Origin of the sequence: Rugamonas violacea (assembly GCF_016461825.1) — a bacterium.
In the GTDB taxonomy this organism is placed as follows: Bacteria; Pseudomonadota; Gammaproteobacteria; order Burkholderiales; family Burkholderiaceae_D; genus Rugamonas.
In genome coordinates, this window is sequence record NZ_JAEMNU010000022.1 from 35297 (window position 1) to 55902 (window position 20606).

Sequence of the window (20606 nt, forward strand, 5' to 3'; positions counted from 1 at the left end):
ATGTCGCTATTTCTACAATGGATGACGTTTAGTTGGTAGGCATAGATCAAAAGATCATGGTAGTTATACTGTATTGTTAGCGAAATTATTAGTGTGTATTATCTGAAAAAAATTTGATAGTTTGCAAAGAATAACTAGGAGACACGATGTCCAGCGTTATCTTGGAAACAAGAAATTTGACCAAGGAGTTCAAGGGCTTCACTGCGGTCAACGGAGTGAGTCTACAAGTCCAGCGCGGCCACATCCATGCGCTCATTGGTCCCAATGGAGCCGGTAAAACCACCTGCTTCAACCTCCTCACCAAGTTCCTGGTGCCGACCTCGGGCCAGATCCTTTTCAACGGCAACGACATCACGGCGGCCAAGCCGGCCCAGATCGCCCGCATGGGGGTGATCCGCTCGTTCCAGATCTCCGCCGTGTTTCCCCATCTGACGGTGTTGCAGAATGTACGCATCGGTCTGCAACGCCAGCTCGGCACCAGTTTCAATTTTTGGCAAAGCGAGCGTTCCTTGTCGCAGTTGAACGGCCGTGCCATGGAATTGCTGGCCGAGGTCGACCTGACCGAGTTCGCCGACACCGTCACCGTCGACATGCCCTACGGCCGCAAGCGCGCGCTGGAGATCGCCACCACCCTGGCCATGGAGCCCGAGCTGATGTTGCTCGACGAGCCGACCCAGGGCATGGGCCATGAGGACGTGCACCGCGTCACCGAGCTGATCAAGAAAGTCTCGGTCGGCCGCACCATCCTGATGGTCGAACACAATATGAAGGTGGTGTCTGGCATCTGCGACAAGATTTCCGTCCTGCAGCGCGGCGCCATGCTGGCCGAGGGCAGTTACGCCGAGGTCTCCAGCAACGCCCAGGTGATGGAAGCCTATATGGGCAGCGAAGCGGCGGTTCTGGAAGGGGCGCACTGATGACCAAGGCAGCGGCGGCTAACGCGCTCGAAATTTCCAAGCTGCACACCTGGTACGGCGAATCGCATATCTTGCACGACGTTAATTTGTCGGTGAAGCAGGGCGAGGTGGTCACCCTGCTGGGCCGCAACGGCGCCGGCCGCACCACCACGCTGCGCGCCATCATGGGCCTGACGGGCGCGCGCAAGGGCTCGATCAAGGTCAACGGCATCGAGGCGATCGGCCTGCCGACCCACCAGATCGCCCACCTCGGCATCGGTTATTGCCCGGAGGAGCGCGGCATCTTCTCGTCCTTGTCGACCGAGGAGAACCTGCTGCTGCCGCCGCAACTGGCCACCGGCGAGAAGGGCATGTCGATCGAGGAGATCTACGCCATGTTCCCCAACCTGGAGGAACGCAAGCACAGCCAGGGCACCCGCCTGTCCGGCGGCGAGCAGCAGATGCTGGCGGTGGCGCGCATCCTGCGCACCGGCGCCCGCCTGTTGTTGCTCGACGAGATCTCCGAGGGCCTGGCGCCGGTCATCGTGCAGGGCCTGGCGCGGATGATCAACACGCTCAAGTCCAAGGGTTACACCATCGTCATGGTCGAGCAGAACTTCCGCTTCGCCGCGCCGTTGGCCGACCGCTTCTACGTGATGGAGCACGGCCAGATCGTCGAGACCTTCAGCGCTTCCGAATTGACCGCCAAGATGCCGCTTTTGACCGAGCTGCTCGGCGTGTAGTACCGGCTGTCCGCGGCTTCGCAGCACCGTTTCGCAGCACCGTTTCTATATCGACAAAACCAATCCACAAACGGAGACAATATGAAAATCAAAGCTATCGCCATCGCCGCCAGCGCCCTGTGCGCCATGGGCCTGTCCTGCGCCGCCCAGGCCCAGGTGTCGGGCGACACCATCAAGATCGGCTTCATCACCGACATGTCCGGCCTGTATTCGGACATCGACGGCCAGGGTGGCGCCGAGGCGATCAAGATGGCGATCGCCGACGCCGGCGTGGTCATCGCCGGCAAGAAGGTCGAGTTCGTCTCCGCCGACCACCAGAACAAGGCCGACATCGCCGCCTCCAAGGCGCGCGAGTGGTTCGACCAGCAGGGCGTCGACCTGCTGATCGGCGGCACCAACTCCGGCGCCAACCTGGCCATGGCCAAGGTGGCGGCCGAGAAGAAAAAAGTCTTCATCTCGATCGGCGCCGGCTCAGCCCGCCTGACCAACGAGGAGTGCACCCCCTACACCGTGCACTACGCCTACGACACGGTGGCGTTGGCGCGCGGCACCGGCGGCGCCATCGTCAAGCAAGGCGGCAAGAACTGGTATTTCCTGACCGCCGATTACGCCTTCGGCCAGTCGCTGGAAAAAGACACGGCCGAGGTCGTCAAGTCGGCCGGCGGCAAGGTCATGGGCAGCGTCAAGCATCCGCTGTCGGCCTCCGACTTCTCCTCCTTCCTGTTGCAGGCGCAGTCGTCGAACGCGCAGATCCTCGGCCTGGCCAACGCCGGCGGCGACGCCATCAACTCGATCAAGGCGGCCAACGAGTTCGGCATCACCAAGAAGATGAAACTGGCCGGCCTGCTGATGTTCATCAACGACGTCCACTCGCTGGGCTTGAACCTGACCCAGGGCATGTACCTGACCGACGGCTGGTACTGGGATCTGAACGCCGACACCCGCGCCTGGTCCAAGCGCTACTTCGAGAAGATGAAGAAAGAGCCGTCGATGCTGCAGGCGGCCGACTACTCGGCGGCCTCGAACTACCTGAAGGCGGTCAAGGCCACCGGCGGCGACGACTCGGACAAGGTGATGGCCTACCTGAAGGCGAACAAGATCAACGACATGTTCACCAAGGGCGGCGTGATCCGTCCGGACGGCCGCATGGTGCACGACATGTACCTGATGGAAGTGAAGAAGCAGTCGGAATCGAAATACCCTTGGGACTACTACAAGGTCGCCGCCATCGTGCCGGGTGACCAGGCCTACGTGACCAAGGCGGAAACCAAGTGCGCGCTGTGGAAGTAAGCCGGCCTTGAAGTGGGGCGGGCGGCGCAAGCGGCCGCCCGCCCGCTGCGCCCGGCCGAGGCCGGCGCCAGCGTTTATCCGACAGCACCGCGCGTCCGCGCGCCGCCACCCGTGGTTCGACGGCGCGGCGCCGCGGCCGCCATTTCCCGTCCATCCTTCGCCGCTGCCACGGTGATTCTTTATATTGTGAAGCCATGGAAATCTTCGGCGTTCCCTTGCAAGCGATGATGAGCCAGCTGCTGCTGGGCCTCGTCAACGGTTCCTTCTACGCGATGTTGTCGCTCGGCCTGGCGGTCATCTTCGGCCTGCTCAACGTCATCAACTTCTCCCACGGCGCCATGTACATGATGGGCGCCTTCGTCGCCTGGATGGGCCTGAGTTACTTCAACCTCAACTACTGGGTCATGCTGGTGGCGGCGCCGCTGGTGGTGGGCGCGCTCGGCGTGCTGATCGAAAAGACCATGCTGCGCTGGCTCTACAAGCTGGACCACCTGTACGGCCTGCTGCTGACCTTCGGCATCACCCTGCTGACCGAGGGCGTGTTCCGCTCCTTCTACGGCGTCTCCGGCCAACCGTTCTCGACGCCGGAGCTGCTGAGCGGCTCCACCGACCTCGGCTTCATGATGTTGCCCAACTACCGCGCCTGGGTGGTGTTCGCCTCGCTGGTGGTCTGCCTGGCCACCTGGTTCGTCATCGAGAAGACCAAGCTCGGCTCCTACCTGCGCGCCGGCACCGAAAACCCCAAGCTGGTCGAAGCCTTCGGCGTCAACGTGCCGCTGATGGTCACGCTGACCTACGGCTTCGGCGTCGCTTTGGCGGGCTTTGCCGGGGTGCTGGCGGCCCCGATCATCCAGGTGACACCCCTGATGGGCTCGAACCTGATTATTGTCGTGTTCGCCGTTGTGGTGATCGGCGGCATGGGCTCGATCATGGGTTCCATCCTCACCGGCCTGGGCCTGGGCGTCATCGAGGGCCTGACCCGCGTGTTCTACCCCGAGGGGTCGGCCGTGGTGGTGTTCGTGGTGATGGTCATCGTGCTGCTGTTGCGTCCCGCCGGCCTGTTCGGCAAAGAAAAATAGGAGCTCGTCCATGAATAAAAATATCGGCTACACGATCGCCCTAGCGCTGGCCCTGGCGGCGCCCTTCTTCGGCTACCCGGTGTTCCTGATGAAGCTGTTGTGCTTCGCCCTGTTCGCCTGCGCCTTCAACCTGCTGATCGGCTTCACCGGCCTGCTGTCCTTCGGCCACGCCGCCTTCTTCGGCAGCGCCGGCTATGTCGCCGGCAACATGCTCAAGCAGCACGGCTGGCCCTTCGAGCTGGGCCTGCTGGCCGGCGTCGTCGCCGCCGCGCTGATCGGCCTGGTGATGGGCGCGCTGGCGATCCGCCGCCAAGGCATCTACTTTTCGATGATCACCCTGGCGCTGGCCCAGGTGGTGTCCTACTTCGCCTTGCGCGCCGGCGAGCTGACCGGCGGCGAGGACGGCCTGCAGGGCGTTCCACGTGGAAAACTGCTCGGCATGCTCGACCTGGCCAACGACACCGTGCTGTACTACGTGGTGCTGGCCATCGCCGTGGCCGGCTTCATGCTGATCGTGCGCACCGTGCATTCGCCGTTCGGCCAGGTGCTCAAGGCGATCAAGGAGAACGAGCCGCGCGCCATCTCGCTGGGCTACGACGTCGACCGCTACAAGCTGATGGCCTTCGTCCTGTCGGCCGCGCTGGCCGGCCTGGCCGGCGCCACCAAGACCGTGGTGCTGGGCTTCGAGACGCTGACCGACGTGCACTGGACCATGTCCGGCTTGGTGATCCTGATGACCCTGGTGGGCGGCATGGGCACCCTGGCCGGTCCCATCCTCGGCGCGGTGATCATCATCGCGCTGGAGAACAAGCTGGGCGACCTGGGCACCTTCCTCGCCAGCCACACCGGCATCGAATGGTTCAACACGCTGGGCGAGGCGGTCAGCATGGTGACCGGGCTGATCTTCATCGCCTGCGTGCTGTTGTTCCGCCGCGGCATCGTCGGCGAGGTGGTCGCCCGCTTCGCCGGCAAAGCCGGCGGCAAGCCGGCGTAATCTGCCACGGCGCCGGACCTGCTGTCCGGCGTTTTCATTTTCAGCGCGTTTTCAACGCATTTTCAAATTGTCGGTCGGACCCGCCCGGCCTTGCGCCGTGGCGGGACCGGCACGTCCGCCGTCCCGGCGGACCAGCGCAAGACTGGAGGTCGAGGCCGGCAAGGCGCCGCGCGCAGTGTGGATGCAGCTATTTCGATGCACCTATTTTTGAACCACGGAAAAGAGGATGACATGAAGAATAAGACGAGCAATCAGAGCAAACACGGCGGCGTAGTCCGCCGCGCGCGCCGCACGCTGGCGCTGGCCGGCGCCGGGCTGGCGCTGGCCTCCTGCGGCGGCGGCAAGACCATCCCGGACGAACTGAACACCCTGCCCACCTACCTCGGCCCGATCACCAGCACCAGCTACGACGGCGCCGGCGACGACCTGCTGACCGCCGGCCTGGGCAAAACCGGCCTGGCCGCCAGCAGCGCGCCGCTCTACGCCGATCCGCTCAAACCGAGCGCCGCCGAGCTGCGCCGCAACGCCATCTACTCCAACTACCGGGCCGTGCTCGACATCGCCGCCAACAGCGGCTACGGCACGCTGTACGGCCCCAACGTCGACGCCAAGGGCAACGTCGGCACCGGCGAGGGCAAGATCGCCGGCAGCGAGCACCTGGCCTACAGCGACGACGGCAGCGCCAGCCAGAACGTCACGCTGATGGTGCAGGTGCCGGCCGGCTTCGACCCGGCCAATCCCTGCATCGTCACCGGCACCTCGAGCGGCTCGCGCGGCATCTACGGCGCCATCGGCAGCTCCGGCGAATGGGGCCTGAAGAACAACTGCGCCGTCGCCTACGCCGACAAGGGCAGCGGCATCGGCCTGTACACCTTCGACGACGACAGCGTCAACCTGCAGAACGGCGTGCGCGCCACCCGCACGGCGGCCGGCAAGAACGCCCACTTCGCGCCGGCGCTGACGGACGCCCAGCGCAGCGCGCTGAACGCCGACCTGACCGGCCGCTTCGCCTTCAAGCACGCCCACTCGCAGCAGAACCCGGAGAAGGATTGGGGCAGGAACACCCTGCAGGCGATCGAGTTCGCCTACTACGTGTTGAACGAGAAGTACGGCACCCTGGCCAGCGACGGCAAGAGCCACATCGTGCGCTTCAAGCCGGCCAACACCATCACCATCGCCTCGAGCATCTCCAACGGCGGCGGCTCGGCCTTGCTGGCCGCCGAGCAGGACAGCAAGGGCCTGATCAGCGGCGTTGCCGTGACCGAGCCGCAGATCCAGCCCAAGACCGCCAGCGGCTACACGGTGCGCCAGGGCGGGGCGGCGGTCGGCGCCCAGGGCAAGCAGTTGTACGACTACTTCACCTACGCCGCGCTGTACCAGCCCTGCGTCGCCGCGAGCGCCGCCAACCCCGGCCGCTGCGCCGCGCTGGTGGCCAAGGGACTGCTCGGCGGCGCCGATCTGCCGGCGCAGCAGGCCGACGCCAAGGCCCGCTTGCGCGCCTACGGCTGGCAGGCCGACAGCGACCCGCTGCAGGCCGCCCACGCCGGCACCAACATCCTGGTGGCGGTGACCTACGCCAACGCCTACGGCAAGTTCTCCGTGGCCGACAAGATCTGCGGCTTCGCCTTCGGCACCACCGACGTCAGCGGCCTGCCGATCGCCATGCCGGCCGCCACCAAGGCCAACAGCTTCGCCACGCAGAACGGCATCCTCGGCGGCGTGATCTACGAGAACTCCTTCCTCGTCGGCGGCGTGCGCGATCCGCGCGGCTACGTCTTCGGCGTTTCGCCCAGCAGTGGCCTGGCCGACCAGTCGCTCGACGCCTTCCTCTGCCTGCGTTCGCTGGCCACCGGCGTCGACACGGTGAGCGGCCTGCCGCTCAGCGGCGACCTGGCGGCGCAGAGCGTGCGGGTGCGCGCCGGCATGGCCGAGGTGGCCGCCACCGGCAATCTGCGCGGCAAGCCGGCGATCATCGTGCACGGCCGCAGCGACACCTTGATCGTCCCCAACCACGCCTCGCGCGCCTACCTGGGCCTGAACGCGCTGGCCGAGGGCGCGGCCAGCAAGCTGCGCTACATCGAAGTCATCAACGCCAACCACTTCGACTCCTTCACCAACGCCCAACCGACCTTGATCGTGCCGCTCCACGTGTATCTGAACCGCGCGCTCGACGCCCTCTACGCCAACCTGAAGAACCCGGGCACGGCGTCGCTGCCGCCGTCGCAGGTGGTGCGCACGCTGACGCGGGCCGACGCGACGACGCCGATCACCATCGTCAACGTGCCGGCGATCGCCACGGCGCCGCCGCCGGCCAACGCGATCGTGGTCAGCGGCACCACGGTGGACGTGCCGAACTAGGGTTTGCTGTGTGAGCAGGATGGCCGCCGCTGGGGCAGGGCGGTGCTGCAGAAGGTTCTTCCGGGACAGCCGCGAAGAACCTTTTTTTTCGTCTAGCGCGGGCCGTGGAAGGGATCGTCGAGCAGCCTGAAACGCTCGGCCAGGAAGTCGAGCAGCAGCCGCGTCGCCGGCAACATGCCGCGCCTGGTCGGCAGCACCGCGTGGATCACCTCCGTCTTTGGCGCCCAGCCCGGCAACACCTCGACCAATTGGCGCTGCGCCAAATCGAAATGCACCTGCGCGCTGGGCAGTTGCACCACGCCGACGCCCCGCAGGGCGGCCAGGCGCAGCATCGGCAGGTCGTTGACCACCAGGCTGGGGCGGTGCGCCACGGTGTGGCTGCCGCCATCCTCATGGAGCAGGGTCCAGCTGTAGTCGCGCATCACCCGGCCATGGTGGGCGCTGGGAAAGCGCGCCAGGTCCTCCGGCGATTCGGGCGCGCCGAAACGCTTGAGCAGCTCGGGGCTGGCCACCAGGCGCTGCACCCGCTGCGACAGCTCGCGGGTGATCAGATCCGAGTCCTGGAACGGCGGCACGCGCACCCGCAGCGCGATGTCGACCCCTTCGGCCACCACGTCGACGCTGCGGTTGCTGGCCTCCAGATGGATCTCGACGCGCGGGTACTCGGCCATGAATTGCGTCACCATCAAGCCGACGCACTCTTTCAGCAAGGCGATCGGACAGGTCAGACGCAGCAGGCCGGCCGGCTCGCTGCTGGACATGATGACGCACTGTTCGGCGGCGTGGGCCGCCGCCAGCATGGCGCGGCAGTGCGTGTAGTAGTTCTGGCCGACTTCGGTGGCCTTGAAGCTGCGCGTGTTGCGCACGATCAGGCGCACGCCCAGGCGCGCCTCCAACTGCGCGATGCGCCGGCTCAGGTTGGACTTGGGGATGCCCAGTGCGCGGGCGGTGGGGTTGAAGCCGCCATGGTCGATCACAAGAACGAAGTATTGCAAATCGTTGAGGTCGAGCATGTGTTGGCAACTTTATAGAAAAGGGTCGGACTATAGCACGGCCAAAGCGGCCGGTGCTTGTCCCATGGGTGGGAAGGTGAGGACCGTTTCCACCGGCTACTGCGGCGGGGAGGGCGCACCTACACTGCGTCGTCTTTCGAACTTTTGGACGCCGCGATGCAGCGCATCGTGGCGCCACGGCATCCGCCTTACCACCCAACGCCAGGAGTATTACCTTGATCGCAGCCGCCCCACTTTCCACCATCGACCGCTTCGAGATCTTCGAGCAGCTCCACCTGCACCAGCGTTATATCGACAACGATGCGAGCCGCGCCTCGGCCGAGCTGTACGCCTCGCTGTACTGGCCCGAGGCGAACTTCACCGTCATCGACATCCGCCAGAACGTGTTCACCGGCCCGGCCGGCATGAAGCAGCTCTACGACTATGCGCACAGCGTCTTCCCGATGAGCCGCATGCGCCATTCCCTGGGCACCTTCGTGATCCAGGGCGCCGGCGAAGCCGCCAGCGTCGAGTGGAACTGGGTCGTCACCTGGCGCGAGGGCGGCGAAGGCTTCCTCTCGACCGGCAGCTACTTCGACAAGTTCGAAAAACGCGACGGCGTCTGGAAATGTGTCGAGCGCACCTCCCGCGTCGACCCGAACTGGCCGGCCGCCCTGTTCCAACCCTGGGTCGACCGCCAGGACCAGACCTTCAAAGCCTCCTGAGCTGCCGACATGAGCCACCAACACGAACCCGGCGAGGCGCTGCTGGACGAGCTGCTCGCTGCCCTGCAAGCGACCTTCGGCCGCCACCCCGGCCAGCGCGCCACGCACGCCAAGGGCTTGGTGGCGAGCGGCAGCTTCACCGCCTCGGCCGCCGCCGGGCGGCTTTCCCGCGCCGCGCATTTCCAGGGCCAGGCGGTTCCCGTCACGCTGCGCCTTAGTAATTTCAGCGGCATCCCGCAGACGCCGGATAGCGATCCGAGCGCCAGCCCGCACGGCCTGGGCTTACGCTTCCATGCCGGAGCCGGAGCCGGAGCCGGAGCCGGGTCTGAGTCTGAGTCCGGCGGCGGCGCCGAGACCGACATCGTGGCGCATTCCTTCGACGGTTTTCCGGTCGCCACGGCGGAGGCTTTCCTGGCTTTCCTGCAAGGCATCGCGGCCTCGCTCGCCGAGCCGTCGCCCGATCCGGCGCCGCTGGAACGCTTTCTCGCCGGCCATGCCACAGCGCGCCATTATCTGGCGGCGGCCAAACCCGCGCCGAGGAGTTACGCCTCCATCGCCTACTTCGGCGTCAACGCCTTCCGCCTGGTCGCCGCCGATGGCACGCTGAGCACGGGACGCTACCGGATCGATCCCATGCCGGCGCAGGACCCCGTGCCCGCCGCTGAACTGGCGGCGCTGGGCGACGACTATCTGGCCGAGGAGTTGGCCGAGCGGCTGACCCGGGGGCCGGTATCCATGCGGCTGGTGTTTCAGCTGGCCGGCGTCGGCGACGACAGCGCCGACGGCTCGCTGGCCTGGCCGCACACGGGGCCGGATGCGCGCGAGGAAGTCGTCCTCGGCGAGCTGCGCATCGAGGCGCTGGCCGCCGACCAGGCACAGGCCGCACGCGGTCTGGCGCTGGACCCGGGCCGCCTGATCGACGGCCTGATGCTGTCCGACGATCCGATGGTCCCGCTGCGCAGCGCCGTCTACCGCCTGGCCGCGAGCCGCCGCGCCTTCCCACCCACCAATCCACCCAAGTAACCCATTCACATTGAAGAGAACACCCATGCTGCGTAAATCCATCGTCACGACCCTGCTGGCCGCCTCCGCCCTTGGCGCGCAAGCCCAGACCACCACCACGCCACCGACCTCGGTGGTGCTGGTACACGGCGCCTTCACCGACGGCTCCGATTGGGCGCAACTGATCCCGCTGCTGCAAGCCAAGGGCCTGCATGTGCAGGCGGTGCAGAACAGCCTGGAATCGCTGGCCGGCGACGCCGCCGCCACCCGTCGCGCCATCGAGGCGGCGCCGGGCAAGGTGGTTCTGGTCGGCCATTCCTGGGGCGGCAGCGTCATCACCGAGGCCGGCAACCACAGCAAAGTAACGGCCCTGGTGTATGTGGCGGCCTTCGCACCGGCGGCCGGCCAGAGCACCGGCGAATTGGGCAAGGACTACCCGCCCTCGCCGGGCGAACGCTCCTTCGTCAAGGACCAGGACGATTACCTCTCGCTGACGGCGCAAGGCGTCAGCCAGAACTTCGCCCAGGACCTGCCGGCAGCGGTGACCCAGGTGATGGCCGCCAGCCAAGGGGCGATCCAAGCCCGCGCGTTTGGCGAGCGCATCAGCGTCGCCGCCTGGAGCAGCAAGCCTTCCTGGTACATCGTCAGCGAGCAGGACCGCATGATTCCACCGGCACTGCAGCGCGCGCTGGCCGGCCGGATCAAGGCCAAGACCACCAGCCTGCAAACCAGCCACGTGCCGCATCGCTCGCGCCCGGCCGAAGTGGCCCAGGTGATTCTGGAAGCGGCCGGCCTGTAAGTCGGCCGGGCCAAGAAGAGCCAGCGGCGCGCATCCAGACCCAGCGGCGTACAACTAGGGTCAGACCCCGAGGGGTCTGACCCTGGCTCTCCGCTGTTGGGTGCCTGGAGTAGCCGCCTGCTCTCCGCTGTTGGGCGCCTGGAGTAGCCGCCGGCAGCATGCATTCGTCAGAACTATCCCCCATACATCCCGGCGTCCCCCCTCGCGGCGGGTGCGCCCTTTCTCAACAGGAGTTCCCCTATGGCCAAGATTTTGGTCCTTTACTACTCGTCCTACGGACATATCGAACAGATGGCGCAGGCCATCGCCGAAGGCGCCTGCGCCGCCGGCGCCAGCGTGGACGTGAAGCGCGTGCCGGAGACCGTGCCGGTGGAGGTGGCGCAGCGCGGCAACTTCAAGCTCGACCAGTCCGCCCCGGTGGCCACCCCGGCCGAGCTGGAACACTACGACGCCATCATCATCGGCACCCCGACGCGGTATGGCCGCCTGGCTTCCCAGATGGCGGCCTTCCTCGACCAGACCGGCGGCCTGTGGGCGCGCGGCGCGCTGACCGGCAAGGTCGGCGCCGCCTTCACCTCCACCGGCAGCCAGCATGGCGGCCACGAGCAGACCGTCTTCTCCGTCATCACCAACCTGCTGCACTTCGGCATGGTGATCGTCGGCATGCCCTACAGCCATACCGGGCAGATGAGCACCGACGAGATCGTCGGCGGCTCGCCCTACGGCGCCGGCACGGTGGCCGGCGGCGACGGCTCGCGCCAGCCCAGCGCCATCGACCTGGCCGGCGCCCGCCACCAGGGCGAACTCGTCGCCAAGACCGCCGCCAAGCTGTTCGGCTAATTCCCTCTTACTTTCATCACACCCATGACTTCGATCCCTTCCGCCCCTCCCACCATGCCCGAACGCAGAGACGTATTGACCGGCGCCCTCGCCGTCGCCGCCGCGCTGGCAGCTCCCGCCGTTGCTGCCGGCGCCGCGACCACCGCAACCACCGCAACCACCGCAACCACCGCAACCACCGCAACCACCGCAACCACCGCGACCGCCGCGACCACCACAACGCCGCGCAAGGCGCTGCCGCCGGACCAGACCGTCGACGTGCTGGTGGTCGGCGGCGGCTCGGCCGGCGCCGTGCTGGCCGCCCGCCTGAGCGAGCGCGCCGAGCGCAGCGTGCTGCTGCTGGAAGCCGGCGCGGCCTACGCGGCCTGGGACTACCCGGCCGTGGTCAGCGGCAGCGACCGCCTGGGTGGCGACCAGGACCACGAATGGGGCTACAAGACCGAGCCCGGCTTCATCGGCCACCCGGTGGGCGCCTTGCGCGGCAAGGTGCTGGGCGGTAGCTCGGCCATCAACGGCGCCGTGGCCATCCGCGGCCGCGCCAGCGATTTCAAGAACTGGAACCTGCCGGGCTGGTCCTATGCCGACCTGCTGCCATCCTTCAAGCGGCTGGAAGACAGCGACGGCGGCGCCACCGACCTGCACGGCCAAGGCGGCCCGCTGCCGGTGCGCCAGCTCACGCGCGCCGATACCACGCCGATGCAGCAAGCCTTTGTCGACGCCGCCCGCGCCGCCGGTTATGCGGCCGTGGACGATTTCGACGGCGCCGACCCGCACGGCGTCGGTCCCTACCGCATGAACGTCGTCAACGGCGTGCGGGTCAACACCGGCATGGCCTATCTGAACAACGGCGTGCGCGCCCGCGCCAATCTGCGCGTGCAGGGCGGGGCGCTGGTCGACCAGGTGCTGTTCGAGGGCAGCAAGGCGGTCGGCGTACGCCTGGCCGGCGGCCAGGTCATCAAGGCCAAACAAGTGGTGCTCAGCGCCGGCACCTACGGCAGCGCGGCCATCCTGCTGCGCTCCGGCGTGGGGCCGGCCAAGGACTTGGCGGCGCTGGGCATTCCCCTGCTGGCCGACCTGCCCGTCGGCCAACGCTTGAAGGACCACCCCTTCTACTACAACGCCTACGCCGCCAAACCCGAGGCCATCGGCGCGCAGTCGCCCGCCATCGGCGCCAAGCTGTGGACCCGCAGCAGCTTGGCCAAGCCGGGCGAGCTGGATCTGCACATCACCGCCACCCATCTGTTCCCGCATGAACTGAGCCCGACCAAGGTCGGCTTTGTGCTGGCGGTGGCCTTGACCCTGCCGCAGTCGGTGGGCAAGTTCAGCCTGCGCTCGCGCGACCCGCTGGCGGCACCCGTCATCGACCTGAACTTCCTCGCCGAGGCGGGCGACCGCGCCCGTCTGCTGGAAGGGGTCAAGCTGGCACGCCAGCTGGGCCGGACGGCGCCGCTGGCGGCCATGGTGCACAGCGAGCTGGCGCCGGGCGCCGCCGCCCAGGACGACAGCGCCATCGAGCGCTCCATGCTCGACACGCTAGACACCTACCACCACCCGACCTCCACCGTGCCGCTGGGCCGCGACGGCGACCCGCATGCCGTGCTGGACCTGGAATGCCGGGTGCGCGGCCTGCAGGGCCTGCGCGTGGTCGATGCCTCGATCTTCCCGGACACCGTCTCGGTGGCCACCAACCTCACCACCATCGCGCTGGCCGAACACGCCGCCGCCCGTTTTTTCTGACCCACTTTCAAACTATCATGATGAAATCACAAGACACCAAACTCGCCCTGCACTGGATCGACGGCGAATGGCTGGACTCCGACCAGATCGGCGACTCTTTCAACCCGGCCACCGGCGAGCTGATCGGCCGTTACGCCGACGGCGGCGCGGCCGAGGCGGGGCTGGCCATCGCCGCCGCCCGGCGCGCCTTCGAGCAGGGTGAATGGGCCGAGAACGCGCAGCTGCGCGCCCGCGCGCTGGATGAGCTGGCGGCCTCCTTCGAGCGCCACCGCGAGGCGCTGATCGAGCTGCTGGCGCTGGAGAACGGCAAGATCAAAGGGGAAGCCGGCTTCGAGGTCGACATGGCGCCGTCCAAGCTGCGCTTTGCCGCCGCCCTGGCCCGCACCGAGCTGGGCCGCAGCGGCACGCCGCGCCCGAACGCGGTCTCGCTGCTGCTGCGCGAGCCGGTCGGCGTGGCCGGCATCATGGTCCCCTGGAACTCGCCGGTGATCCTGATGGTGCGTTCGCTGGCGCCGGCGCTGGCCGCCGGCACCACCGTCGTGGTCAAGATGCCCAGCCAGACCGCCCAGGTCAACGCCCTGCTGGCCCGCATCATGGCCGAGGCGCCGTCGCTGCCGCGCGGCGTCATCAACCTGTTCACCGAAGCCGGTGCCGAGGGCGCCAAGCTGATGGTGGCCTCGCCCGACGTGCCGGTCATCAGCTTCACCGGCTCGACCCGCACCGGTCAGGCGATTTCGGCGGTGGGCGCGCGTCAGCTCAAGCGTTTTGGCCTGGAGCTGGGCGGCAAGACGCCACACCTGCTGTTCGACGACGCCGATCTGGACGAGGCGCTGCCGGTGATCGAGAAGTCGCTGACCGTGTTCGGCGGCCAGTTCTGCATGACCGGCTCGCGCCTGCTGGTACACAGCGGCATCGCCGCGCGGGTGCGCGAACTGCTGGCGGCCCGCTTGGCGGCGGTGCGGGTCGGTCCGGCGGCCGACCCGGACAGCGACATGGGACCGTTGATCGACAAGGCCAACGTGGCGCGGGTCGACGCGCTGGTGAACCAGGCCATCGCCGCCGGCGCCAAGGTGCTGCTGCGCGGCGGACCGGTGGGCGAGGGCGCGCTGGCGGCCGGCGCCTTCTACCGCCCGACGCTGCTGGAGGTGAGCGACGCCAAGCTGCCCATCGTGCAGGAAGAAACCTTCGGCCCGGTGATGACGCTGCAGGTCTTCGACACCGAGCAGCAGGCGCTGGACCTGGCCAACGACAGCGAGTACGGTCTGGCGGCGGCTGTCTGGACCCGCGACACGAAACGCGCGCTGCGCGTGGCCCGCAAGATCAAGGCCGGCACGGTCTGGATCAACGACTGGGCCCAGGTCTTCGACCAGTTCGAAGAGGGCGGTTACAAGCAGTCGGGCGCGGGCCGCCTGAACGGCGTGTCGTCGATCGACGATTTCCTCGAATGCAAACACATCGCCTTCACCAATCTATGAGCAGCGGCGTAGCGGACCAGGCCGCGCTGCTGGTGCGGCACGCGGTGCGGCCCGCCGCTAGGGCGCGGTACGAGGACTGGATCGCCGCCGTGACCCTGGAATGCCAGCGCTTCGCCGGCTTCCAGGGCGTGGCCGTGATCCGGCCGGAAGGCCGCGACCTGGCCTATACGCTGCTGGTGCATTTCGACAGCCACACCCAGTTGCAGGCCTGGGTCGGCTCGGTGCAACGCCGCCGCCTGGTCGAGCAGCTACGGCCCCTGCTGCTGCGGGCCGAGCGCCTGCGCGCCGGCATGGGCCTGTGGTTTGCGCCGGCCTTGGCCGGCGCGCGCCAGGCCAAGCCTTTCAAGCAGTTCCTGCTGACCTTTTCGGCCATCTACCCCTTGAGCCAGCTCGTGCCGGCGCTGCTGCGCAAGCTGACCGAGGGCTGGAGCCTGCCGGCCGGACTGCTTCAGCTGTGCGGCTCCGCCTTGTTGGTGTGGCTGATGGTGTATGTGGTGATGCCGCGCTATGTGCGCGCGGTGTCCGGCTGGCTGATGCGTTGAGCGGCGCCCGGCGTTCCCGCCGGCGCGGCGCCATGCCAACTTACAGCGCGGCGGCGTAGATGGCGCGGGCGTCGGCGCGCGTCACCTCGCGCGGGTTGTTGCCCAGCAAACGGGTCTGCAGCATGGCCTCGTCGGCCAGCCGCTCCAGGTCGCTCTCCTTGATGCCGACCTGCAACAGCGTGCGCTCTATCCCCGTCAAAATGGCGATTTGTTGCATTGCAACAGTCAAGGCCTCGGCCCTGGCCTCGACACTGCCGCTGGCTTGCGGCACCACGATGGCGGCCAGCTCGGCGTACAGCGGCGCCGCCGCCGGCGCGTTGAAGCGCAACACATGTGGCAGCACCAAGGAATTCGACAGTCCGTGCGCGACGTGGAAGATGCCGCCGATCGGATAGGCCAGCGCGTGCACCGCCGCCACCGGCGCGTTGGCGAAGGCCTGGCCGGCCAGCATCGCGCCGAGCAGCATGGCCTGGCGCGCCGCCAGGTCGGCGCCGTTTTCGCAGGCACGCAGCAGGTTGGCCGACAACAGCTCCAGCGCCTGGCGCGCCAGCATGTCCGACAAGGGATTTTTTTTGTGACGGCTGGTGTAGGCCTCGATGGCATGCACCATGGCGTCGATGCCGGTGGCGGCGGTGATCCGGGCCGGCAGGCCCAAGGTCAGCTCGGCGTCGAGGATGGCCAAGTCGGCGTACAACTGCGGCGCGACCACGCCCATCTTGCTGGTGGCGCCGGTGGTGACGATGGCGATGTTGGTGACCTCGGAGCCGGTGCCGGCGGTGGTGGGGATCTGCACCAGCGGCAGGCGGCCGGCGCCGCCCTTGCCATCGCCGCCGGCCTTGCCGCGCACATTGCCGATGCCGTAGATGTCGGCCAGTTGCTGGCCGCCACCGGCCAGCACGGCGATCAGCTTGGCGACGTCCATCGAGCTGCCGCCACCGAGGCCGATGACGATGTCGGCCTCGTGCCGGCGCGCCGTCGCCACCGCCTCCAACACCACATGCTCGGGTGGATCGGCCACCACGTCGGTGTACAGATGCACCTGGATGCCGGCGGCCAGCAGGCTGTCGCGCGGCCCGTTGACGAGGCCGGTGGCGAGGAAACCGGGGTCGGTCACCAGCAGTGCCTGGCGCGCGGTGGGGAAGTGCTGCTGCACATACTGGCCCAGCCGGCACGCCGCGCCGGCCTCCGAAACGATGTGGGCGACGGTGCTGAAGGCGAAGGCTGGCGAGCTGGTCATGGGGGGATCCGCGTAGTCGAGCTGATGTGAATGTGGCTTGAAGGTGACGAGAATGTTCCACGTGAAGCTTACACCAAGCGCCTGCCTTATGCGCAATCGGCATGGATTGCACGGGCAGGGCGCTTCCTTTCTTTCGTACAATGTCAGCCTTGTTTCCCTTTGTTAAGGCTGTCGCGGTATGGTGGATTATCTGGTGTTGGGCGTGGCCGCCTTCGGCGCGGGTCTGGTCGATGCGGTGGTGGGGGGAGGGGGACTGATCCAGATCCCGGCCCTGTTCTCGGTGTTCCCGACTATGGCCCCGGCCACTTTGATCGGCACCAACAAGCTGGCCAGCATCTTCGGCACCGGCGTGGCGGCGGTCAGCTATGCGCGCCGGGTGCGCATCGCCTGGTCGACCGCCGCACCGGCCGCCGTCGCCGCCTTGCTGTTCGCCTTCCTCGGCGCCTTCGTGGTGACCCGCGTTTCGCCCGATTTCATGCGCAGCTTGTTGCCGCTGGTGCTGATTGCCGTGGCCGCCTATACCTTCGCCAAGAAGGACTTCGGCAGCGTCCACGCGCCCATGCACAGCGGCCGCCGCGAACAGATGCTGGCGTTGCTGATTGGTTCCGCCATCGGCTTCTACGACGGCTTCTTCGGGCCGGGCACCGGCAGCTTCCTGGTCTTCCTGTTCGTCCGCGTGTTCGGCTTCGATTTTCTCGGCGCCTCGGCGGTGGCCAAGGTGGTCAACGTCGCCTGCAACTTCTCCGCGCTGCTGTGGTTCGGCTACAGCGGCCACCTGGTCTGGCAGTTGGGCTTGACGATGGCGGTCTGCCAGATCGCCGGTTCGGTGATCGGCTCGCGGCTGGCGATCAAGCACGGCAGCGGTTTTGTCCGCAAGCTGTTCCTGCTGGTGGTCGGCGTGTTGATCGTCAAGACCGGCTACGACGCCGTGATGCGCTGGCAAACTTAGAACGCTGTCACTGTTTCACGTGGAACAAAGCAGGGGCGCCGGGTCAAACCGGCGCCTTTTTTTTGCCGACGCCGGCGGCAATATTGGGCACCCAAAGGCAAAGTGCCGGGGTCGGACCCGTCGGGTCCGACCCCAGATTTGCGCCTCAGGGGTGGGCGTGCGTCCCCTGCGCCCCACCATTTCCACCATTTACCAATGTTTCACGTGGAACAGTGGAGGGCGTGGAACCGCGCCTGCTGGTGAAAATTTGAGCAGAAAAAAGTCGGGGCAGCAAAAAGACTCTATAATCTGACCTTAATCCCTTCGCATTTACCCATTCCATCATGCTATTTCCTACTGAATTCGACGTTATCGTGGTCGGCGGCGGTCACGCCGGCACCGAGGCGGCCCTCGCTTCCGCCCGCATGGGCCAGAAGACTCTGTTGCTGACGCATAACATAGAGACCCTGGGCCAGATGTCGTGCAACCCCTCCATCGGCGGTATCGGCAAAGGCCACCTGGTCAAGGAAGTCGACGCCATGGGCGGCGCCATGGCGATCGCCACCGACGAATCCGGCATCCAGTTCCGCATCCTCAACTCGTCCAAGGGACCGGCCGTGCGCGCCACCCGCGCCCAGGCCGACCGCATCCTGTACAAGCAGGCCATCCGCTCGCGGCTGGAGAACCAGCCCAACCTGTGGCTGTTCCAGCAGGCCGTCGACGACCTGATGGTGGAGGGCGACCGCGTGGTCGGCGCCGTCACCCAGATCGGCATCAAGTTCCTCGCCCGCGCCGTCGTGCTGACGGCCGGCACCTTCCTCGACGGGAAGATCCACGTCGGCCTGAACAACTACTCGGCCGGCCGCGCCGGCGACCCGCCGGCCATCTCGCTGTCGGCCCGCCTGAAGGAACTCAAGCTGCCGCAGGGCCGCCTGAAGACCGGCACGCCGCCGCGCATCGACGGCCGCAGCATCGACTTTTCGCAGATGAGCGAACAGCCGGGCGACCTCGATCCGGTGCCGGTGTTCTCCGTCATGGGCAACGCCGCCATGCACCCGCGGCAAATGCCGTGCTGGGTCACCCACACCAACACCCAGACCCACGACATCATCCGCGCCGGCCTGGATCGCAGCCCGATGTACACCGGCGTCATCGAAGGTGTCGGCCCGCGTTACTGCCCGTCGATCGAGGACAAGATCCACCGCTTCGCGTCCAAGGAATCGCACCAGATCTTCCTCGAACCGGAAGGCTTGACGACCAACGAATTCTATCCAAACGGCATCTCCACCAGCCTGCCGTTCGACGTGCAGATCGCCCTGGTGCGTTCGATGAAGGGGATGGAAAACGCCCACATCCTGCGGCCCGGCTACGCCATCGAATACGATTATTTCGACCCGCGCGGCCTGAAGGCCTCGCTGGAAACCAAGGCCGTGCAGGGCTTGTACTTCGCCGGCCAGATCAACGGCACCACCGGTTACGAAGAGGCGGCGGCGCAGGGCATGCTGGCCGGCCTCAACGCCGCGCTGCAAACCTCGGGCCGCGAGGCTTGGACGCCGGCCCGCTCCGAGGCCTACCTCGGCGTGCTGGTCGACGACCTGGTCACCCAGGGCGTGCAAGAGCCGTACCGCATGTTCACCAGCCGCGCCGAGTACCGTCTCAGCCTGCGCGAGGACAACGCCGACATGCGCCTGACCGAGATCGGCCGCCAGCTCGGCTGCGTCGGCGACGCCCAGTGGGAAGCCTTCCAGACCAAGCGCGAAGCGGTCGAACTGGAGCTGCAGCGCCTGCGTTCCACGTGGGTCAATCCGCGCATTCTGGCTGCCGCCGAATCGGAACGGGTGATCGGCCAGGCGATCGAACGCGAGTACTCGCTGGCCGATCTGCTGCGCCGTCCGAACGTCGAATACGAGACCCTGATGAGCATGTGCGGCGTCGACGGCCAGGTGCTCGGCGGCCCCGGCGTGGCCGATGTCGCGGTGCAGGAACAGGTCGAAATCCAGCTGAAATACGCCGGCTATATCGACCGCCAGACCAAGGAAGTGGAGCGCCACGAGCACTACGAAAACCTCAAACTGCCGGAAGCTTTCAACTATCTGGACATCACCGCCCTATCGGTCGAGGTGCGCCAGAAGCTGCACGCGCAGCGTCCGGAAACCCTGGGCCAGGCTTCGCGTATCTCCGGCGTGACCCCGGCGGCGATCTCGCTGCTGCTGGTGCATTTGAAAAAAGTCGGCTTTGGCGGGTTCTTGAATCAAAAGGATGAGGTTGTTCAATGAAGCAGTTTGACCGGGCCACTCTGGCGCAAGTACTGAAAAATGGCATCAAAGAGTTGCATTTGGAGTTGAGCGAGGCGCAGGAAGAGCAGCTGCTGGACTACCTGGCGCTGCTGTTCAAGTGGAACTCGGTGTACAACCTGACCTCGCTGCGCGACCCGATGCAGATGGTGACCCTCCACCTGCTCGATTCGCTGGCGGCGGTGCCGGCCTTTAAAGGTGCGACGAATGTGCTGGACGTCGGCGCCGGCGGCGGCCTGCCGGGCATGGTGCTGGCGATCGCCCGGCCGGACATGAAAGTGTCGATGATCGACACGGTGCACAAGAAGACCGCGTTTTTGACCCAGGTGAAGGCCGAACTGGGCCTAGCCAACGCCACGGTGTACACCATGCGGGTCGAGCAGCTGCAGGTCAAGCAGCAGTTCGACGTGATCACCTCGCGCGCCTTCGCCGACCTGTCCGACTTCGTCAACTGGTCGGGCCATCTGCTGGCCGAGGGCGGCCAGTTCATCGCCTTGAAAGGGGTGGCGCCGCCGGACGAACGCGAGCGGCTGCCGAGCGACTGGAAAGTGGTGGATTTGCAGCCTTTGCGGGTGCCCGGGCTGGACGCCGAGCGCCACCTGGTTTTCATCAGGAAGAATTCGAGTAACTGAGTAAACAATATAAACGGTATAAATTGTTTATTCGATATAAATT

General features: G+C 66.7%; 18 protein-coding genes. 16 read left to right on the top strand and 2 right to left on the bottom strand.

The annotated features are described in order from the left end of the window. The first annotated feature begins 146 nt into the window (after positions 1–146). From H7U20_RS03805 to H7U20_RS03830, 6 genes are all read left to right on the top strand, one after another. Entirely contained in the window at positions 147–917 is a 771-nt protein-coding gene (locus H7U20_RS03805) for an ABC transporter ATP-binding protein (protein ID WP_199518285.1), read from the top strand. Beyond that, positions 917–1639 carry an ABC transporter ATP-binding protein gene (locus H7U20_RS03810; RefSeq protein WP_199518286.1) on the top strand — a complete coding sequence of 241 codons (723 nt, stop codon included), beginning with the start codon at positions 917–919 and terminating at the stop codon, positions 1637–1639. The genes H7U20_RS03805 and H7U20_RS03810 overlap by 1 nt, the downstream gene beginning before the upstream one ends. A gap of 81 nt (positions 1640–1720) precedes the next feature. After that, the gene (locus tag H7U20_RS03815) at positions 1721–2929 is read left to right on the top strand and encodes an ABC transporter substrate-binding protein (protein WP_199518287.1); all 1209 of its coding nucleotides are present in this window, start codon (positions 1721–1723) and stop codon (positions 2927–2929) included. 194 nt (positions 2930–3123) lie between these two features. Then, positions 3124–4008: a branched-chain amino acid ABC transporter permease gene (locus H7U20_RS03820; RefSeq protein WP_199518288.1), complete on the top strand. Its 885-nt coding sequence runs from the start codon at positions 3124–3126 to the stop codon at positions 4006–4008. A gap of 10 nt (positions 4009–4018) precedes the next feature. Then, entirely contained in the window at positions 4019–5002 is a 984-nt protein-coding gene (locus H7U20_RS03825) for a branched-chain amino acid ABC transporter permease (RefSeq protein ID WP_199518289.1), read from the top strand. Positions 5003–5233: 231 nt separating this feature from the next. Then, a complete protein-coding gene (locus H7U20_RS03830; RefSeq protein WP_199518290.1) occupies positions 5234–7360 on the top strand; it encodes a 3-hydroxybutyrate oligomer hydrolase family protein in 2127 nt (708 codons plus the stop codon). A 92-nt stretch (positions 7361–7452) separates the two neighbouring features. Here H7U20_RS03830 and H7U20_RS03835 read toward each other — a convergent pair whose 3' ends face one another. Next, positions 7453–8373 carry a LysR substrate-binding domain-containing protein gene (locus H7U20_RS03835; protein ID WP_199518291.1) on the bottom strand — a complete coding sequence of 307 codons (921 nt, stop codon included), beginning with the start codon at positions 8371–8373 and terminating at the stop codon, positions 7453–7455. A gap of 215 nt (positions 8374–8588) precedes the next feature. Between H7U20_RS03835 and H7U20_RS03840 the strand changes: the two genes are divergently transcribed. The 7 genes from H7U20_RS03840 to H7U20_RS03870 all read left to right on the top strand — a co-directional run bounded on the left by H7U20_RS03840 (position 8589) and on the right by H7U20_RS03870 (position 15472). Continuing rightward, on the top strand, positions 8589–9077 hold the full coding sequence (locus tag H7U20_RS03840; protein WP_199518292.1) for a nuclear transport factor 2 family protein: 489 nt from the start codon (positions 8589–8591) through the stop codon (positions 9075–9077). A 9-nt stretch (positions 9078–9086) separates the two neighbouring features. Further along, on the top strand, positions 9087–10100 hold the full coding sequence (locus H7U20_RS03845; RefSeq protein WP_199518293.1) for a catalase: 1014 nt from the start codon (positions 9087–9089) through the stop codon (positions 10098–10100). A gap of 25 nt (positions 10101–10125) precedes the next feature. Continuing rightward, positions 10126–10878, top strand: a complete 753-nt coding sequence (locus H7U20_RS03850) for an alpha/beta fold hydrolase (RefSeq protein WP_199518294.1) — start codon at positions 10126–10128, stop codon at positions 10876–10878. A 240-nt stretch (positions 10879–11118) separates the two neighbouring features. Continuing rightward, positions 11119–11718 (top strand): NAD(P)H:quinone oxidoreductase, encoded by a 600-nt coding sequence (wrbA, locus tag H7U20_RS03855; RefSeq protein ID WP_199518295.1) that lies wholly within the window; start codon positions 11119–11121, stop codon positions 11716–11718. 54 nt (positions 11719–11772) lie between these two features. Continuing rightward, the gene (locus tag H7U20_RS03860; RefSeq protein WP_233410482.1) at positions 11773–13455 is read left to right on the top strand and encodes a GMC family oxidoreductase; all 1683 of its coding nucleotides are present in this window, start codon (positions 11773–11775) and stop codon (positions 13453–13455) included. A gap of 17 nt (positions 13456–13472) precedes the next feature. After that, positions 13473–14930, top strand: a complete 1458-nt coding sequence (locus H7U20_RS03865; protein WP_233410483.1) for an aldehyde dehydrogenase family protein — start codon at positions 13473–13475, stop codon at positions 14928–14930. After that, on the top strand, positions 14927–15472 hold the full coding sequence (locus tag H7U20_RS03870; protein ID WP_199518296.1) for an antibiotic biosynthesis monooxygenase: 546 nt from the start codon (positions 14927–14929) through the stop codon (positions 15470–15472). Before H7U20_RS03865 ends, H7U20_RS03870 begins: the two co-directional genes overlap by 4 nt. A 40-nt stretch (positions 15473–15512) precedes the next feature. On the opposite strand, the gene H7U20_RS03875 is transcribed toward H7U20_RS03870, so the two are convergent. Further along, the gene (locus H7U20_RS03875; RefSeq protein ID WP_199518297.1) at positions 15513–16709 is read right to left on the bottom strand and encodes an iron-containing alcohol dehydrogenase; all 1197 of its coding nucleotides are present in this window, start codon (positions 16707–16709) and stop codon (positions 15513–15515) included. Positions 16710–16887: 178 nt separating this feature from the next. Here H7U20_RS03875 and H7U20_RS03880 point away from each other — a divergent pair, with 178 nt between their 5' ends. The 3 genes from H7U20_RS03880 (at position 16888) to rsmG (ending at position 20563) form a co-directional block, all read left to right on the top strand. Then, a complete protein-coding gene (locus tag H7U20_RS03880; RefSeq protein WP_199518298.1) occupies positions 16888–17658 on the top strand; it encodes a TSUP family transporter in 771 nt (256 codons plus the stop codon). A gap of 323 nt (positions 17659–17981) precedes the next feature. Continuing rightward, positions 17982–19913: a tRNA uridine-5-carboxymethylaminomethyl(34) synthesis enzyme MnmG gene (mnmG, locus tag H7U20_RS03885; protein ID WP_199518299.1), complete on the top strand. Its 1932-nt coding sequence runs from the start codon at positions 17982–17984 to the stop codon at positions 19911–19913. After that, on the top strand, positions 19910–20563 hold the full coding sequence (gene rsmG, locus H7U20_RS03890; RefSeq protein WP_199518300.1) for a 16S rRNA (guanine(527)-N(7))-methyltransferase RsmG: 654 nt from the start codon (positions 19910–19912) through the stop codon (positions 20561–20563). Before mnmG ends, rsmG begins: the two co-directional genes overlap by 4 nt. Positions 20564–20606 lie beyond the last annotated feature (43 nt).

Coding starts and splice junctions, on each gene's coding strand:
- H7U20_RS03805 (WP_199518285.1), top strand. CDS start 147: ATGTCCAGCGTTATCTTGGAAACAAGAAATTTGACCAAGGAGTTCAAG.
- H7U20_RS03810 (WP_199518286.1), top strand. CDS start 917: ATGACCAAGGCAGCGGCGGCTAACGCGCTCGAAATTTCCAAGCTGCAC.
- H7U20_RS03815 (WP_199518287.1), top strand. CDS start 1,721: ATGAAAATCAAAGCTATCGCCATCGCCGCCAGCGCCCTGTGCGCCATG.
- H7U20_RS03820 (WP_199518288.1), top strand. CDS start 3,124: ATGGAAATCTTCGGCGTTCCCTTGCAAGCGATGATGAGCCAGCTGCTG.
- H7U20_RS03825 (WP_199518289.1), top strand. CDS start 4,019: ATGAATAAAAATATCGGCTACACGATCGCCCTAGCGCTGGCCCTGGCG.
- H7U20_RS03830 (WP_199518290.1), top strand. CDS start 5,234: ATGAAGAATAAGACGAGCAATCAGAGCAAACACGGCGGCGTAGTCCGC.
- H7U20_RS03835 (WP_199518291.1), bottom strand. CDS start 8,373: ATGCTCGACCTCAACGATTTGCAATACTTCGTTCTTGTGATCGACCAT.
- H7U20_RS03845 (WP_199518293.1), top strand. CDS start 9,087: ATGAGCCACCAACACGAACCCGGCGAGGCGCTGCTGGACGAGCTGCTC.
- H7U20_RS03850 (WP_199518294.1), top strand. CDS start 10,126: ATGCTGCGTAAATCCATCGTCACGACCCTGCTGGCCGCCTCCGCCCTT.
- wrbA (WP_199518295.1), top strand. CDS start 11,119: ATGGCCAAGATTTTGGTCCTTTACTACTCGTCCTACGGACATATCGAA.
- H7U20_RS03860 (WP_233410482.1), top strand. CDS start 11,773: ATGCCCGAACGCAGAGACGTATTGACCGGCGCCCTCGCCGTCGCCGCC.
- H7U20_RS03865 (WP_233410483.1), top strand. CDS start 13,473: ATGATGAAATCACAAGACACCAAACTCGCCCTGCACTGGATCGACGGC.
- H7U20_RS03870 (WP_199518296.1), top strand. CDS start 14,927: ATGAGCAGCGGCGTAGCGGACCAGGCCGCGCTGCTGGTGCGGCACGCG.
- H7U20_RS03875 (WP_199518297.1), bottom strand. CDS start 16,709: ATGACCAGCTCGCCAGCCTTCGCCTTCAGCACCGTCGCCCACATCGTT.
- H7U20_RS03880 (WP_199518298.1), top strand. CDS start 16,888: ATGGTGGATTATCTGGTGTTGGGCGTGGCCGCCTTCGGCGCGGGTCTG.
- mnmG (WP_199518299.1), top strand. CDS start 17,982: ATGCTATTTCCTACTGAATTCGACGTTATCGTGGTCGGCGGCGGTCAC.
- rsmG (WP_199518300.1), top strand. CDS start 19,910: ATGAAGCAGTTTGACCGGGCCACTCTGGCGCAAGTACTGAAAAATGGC.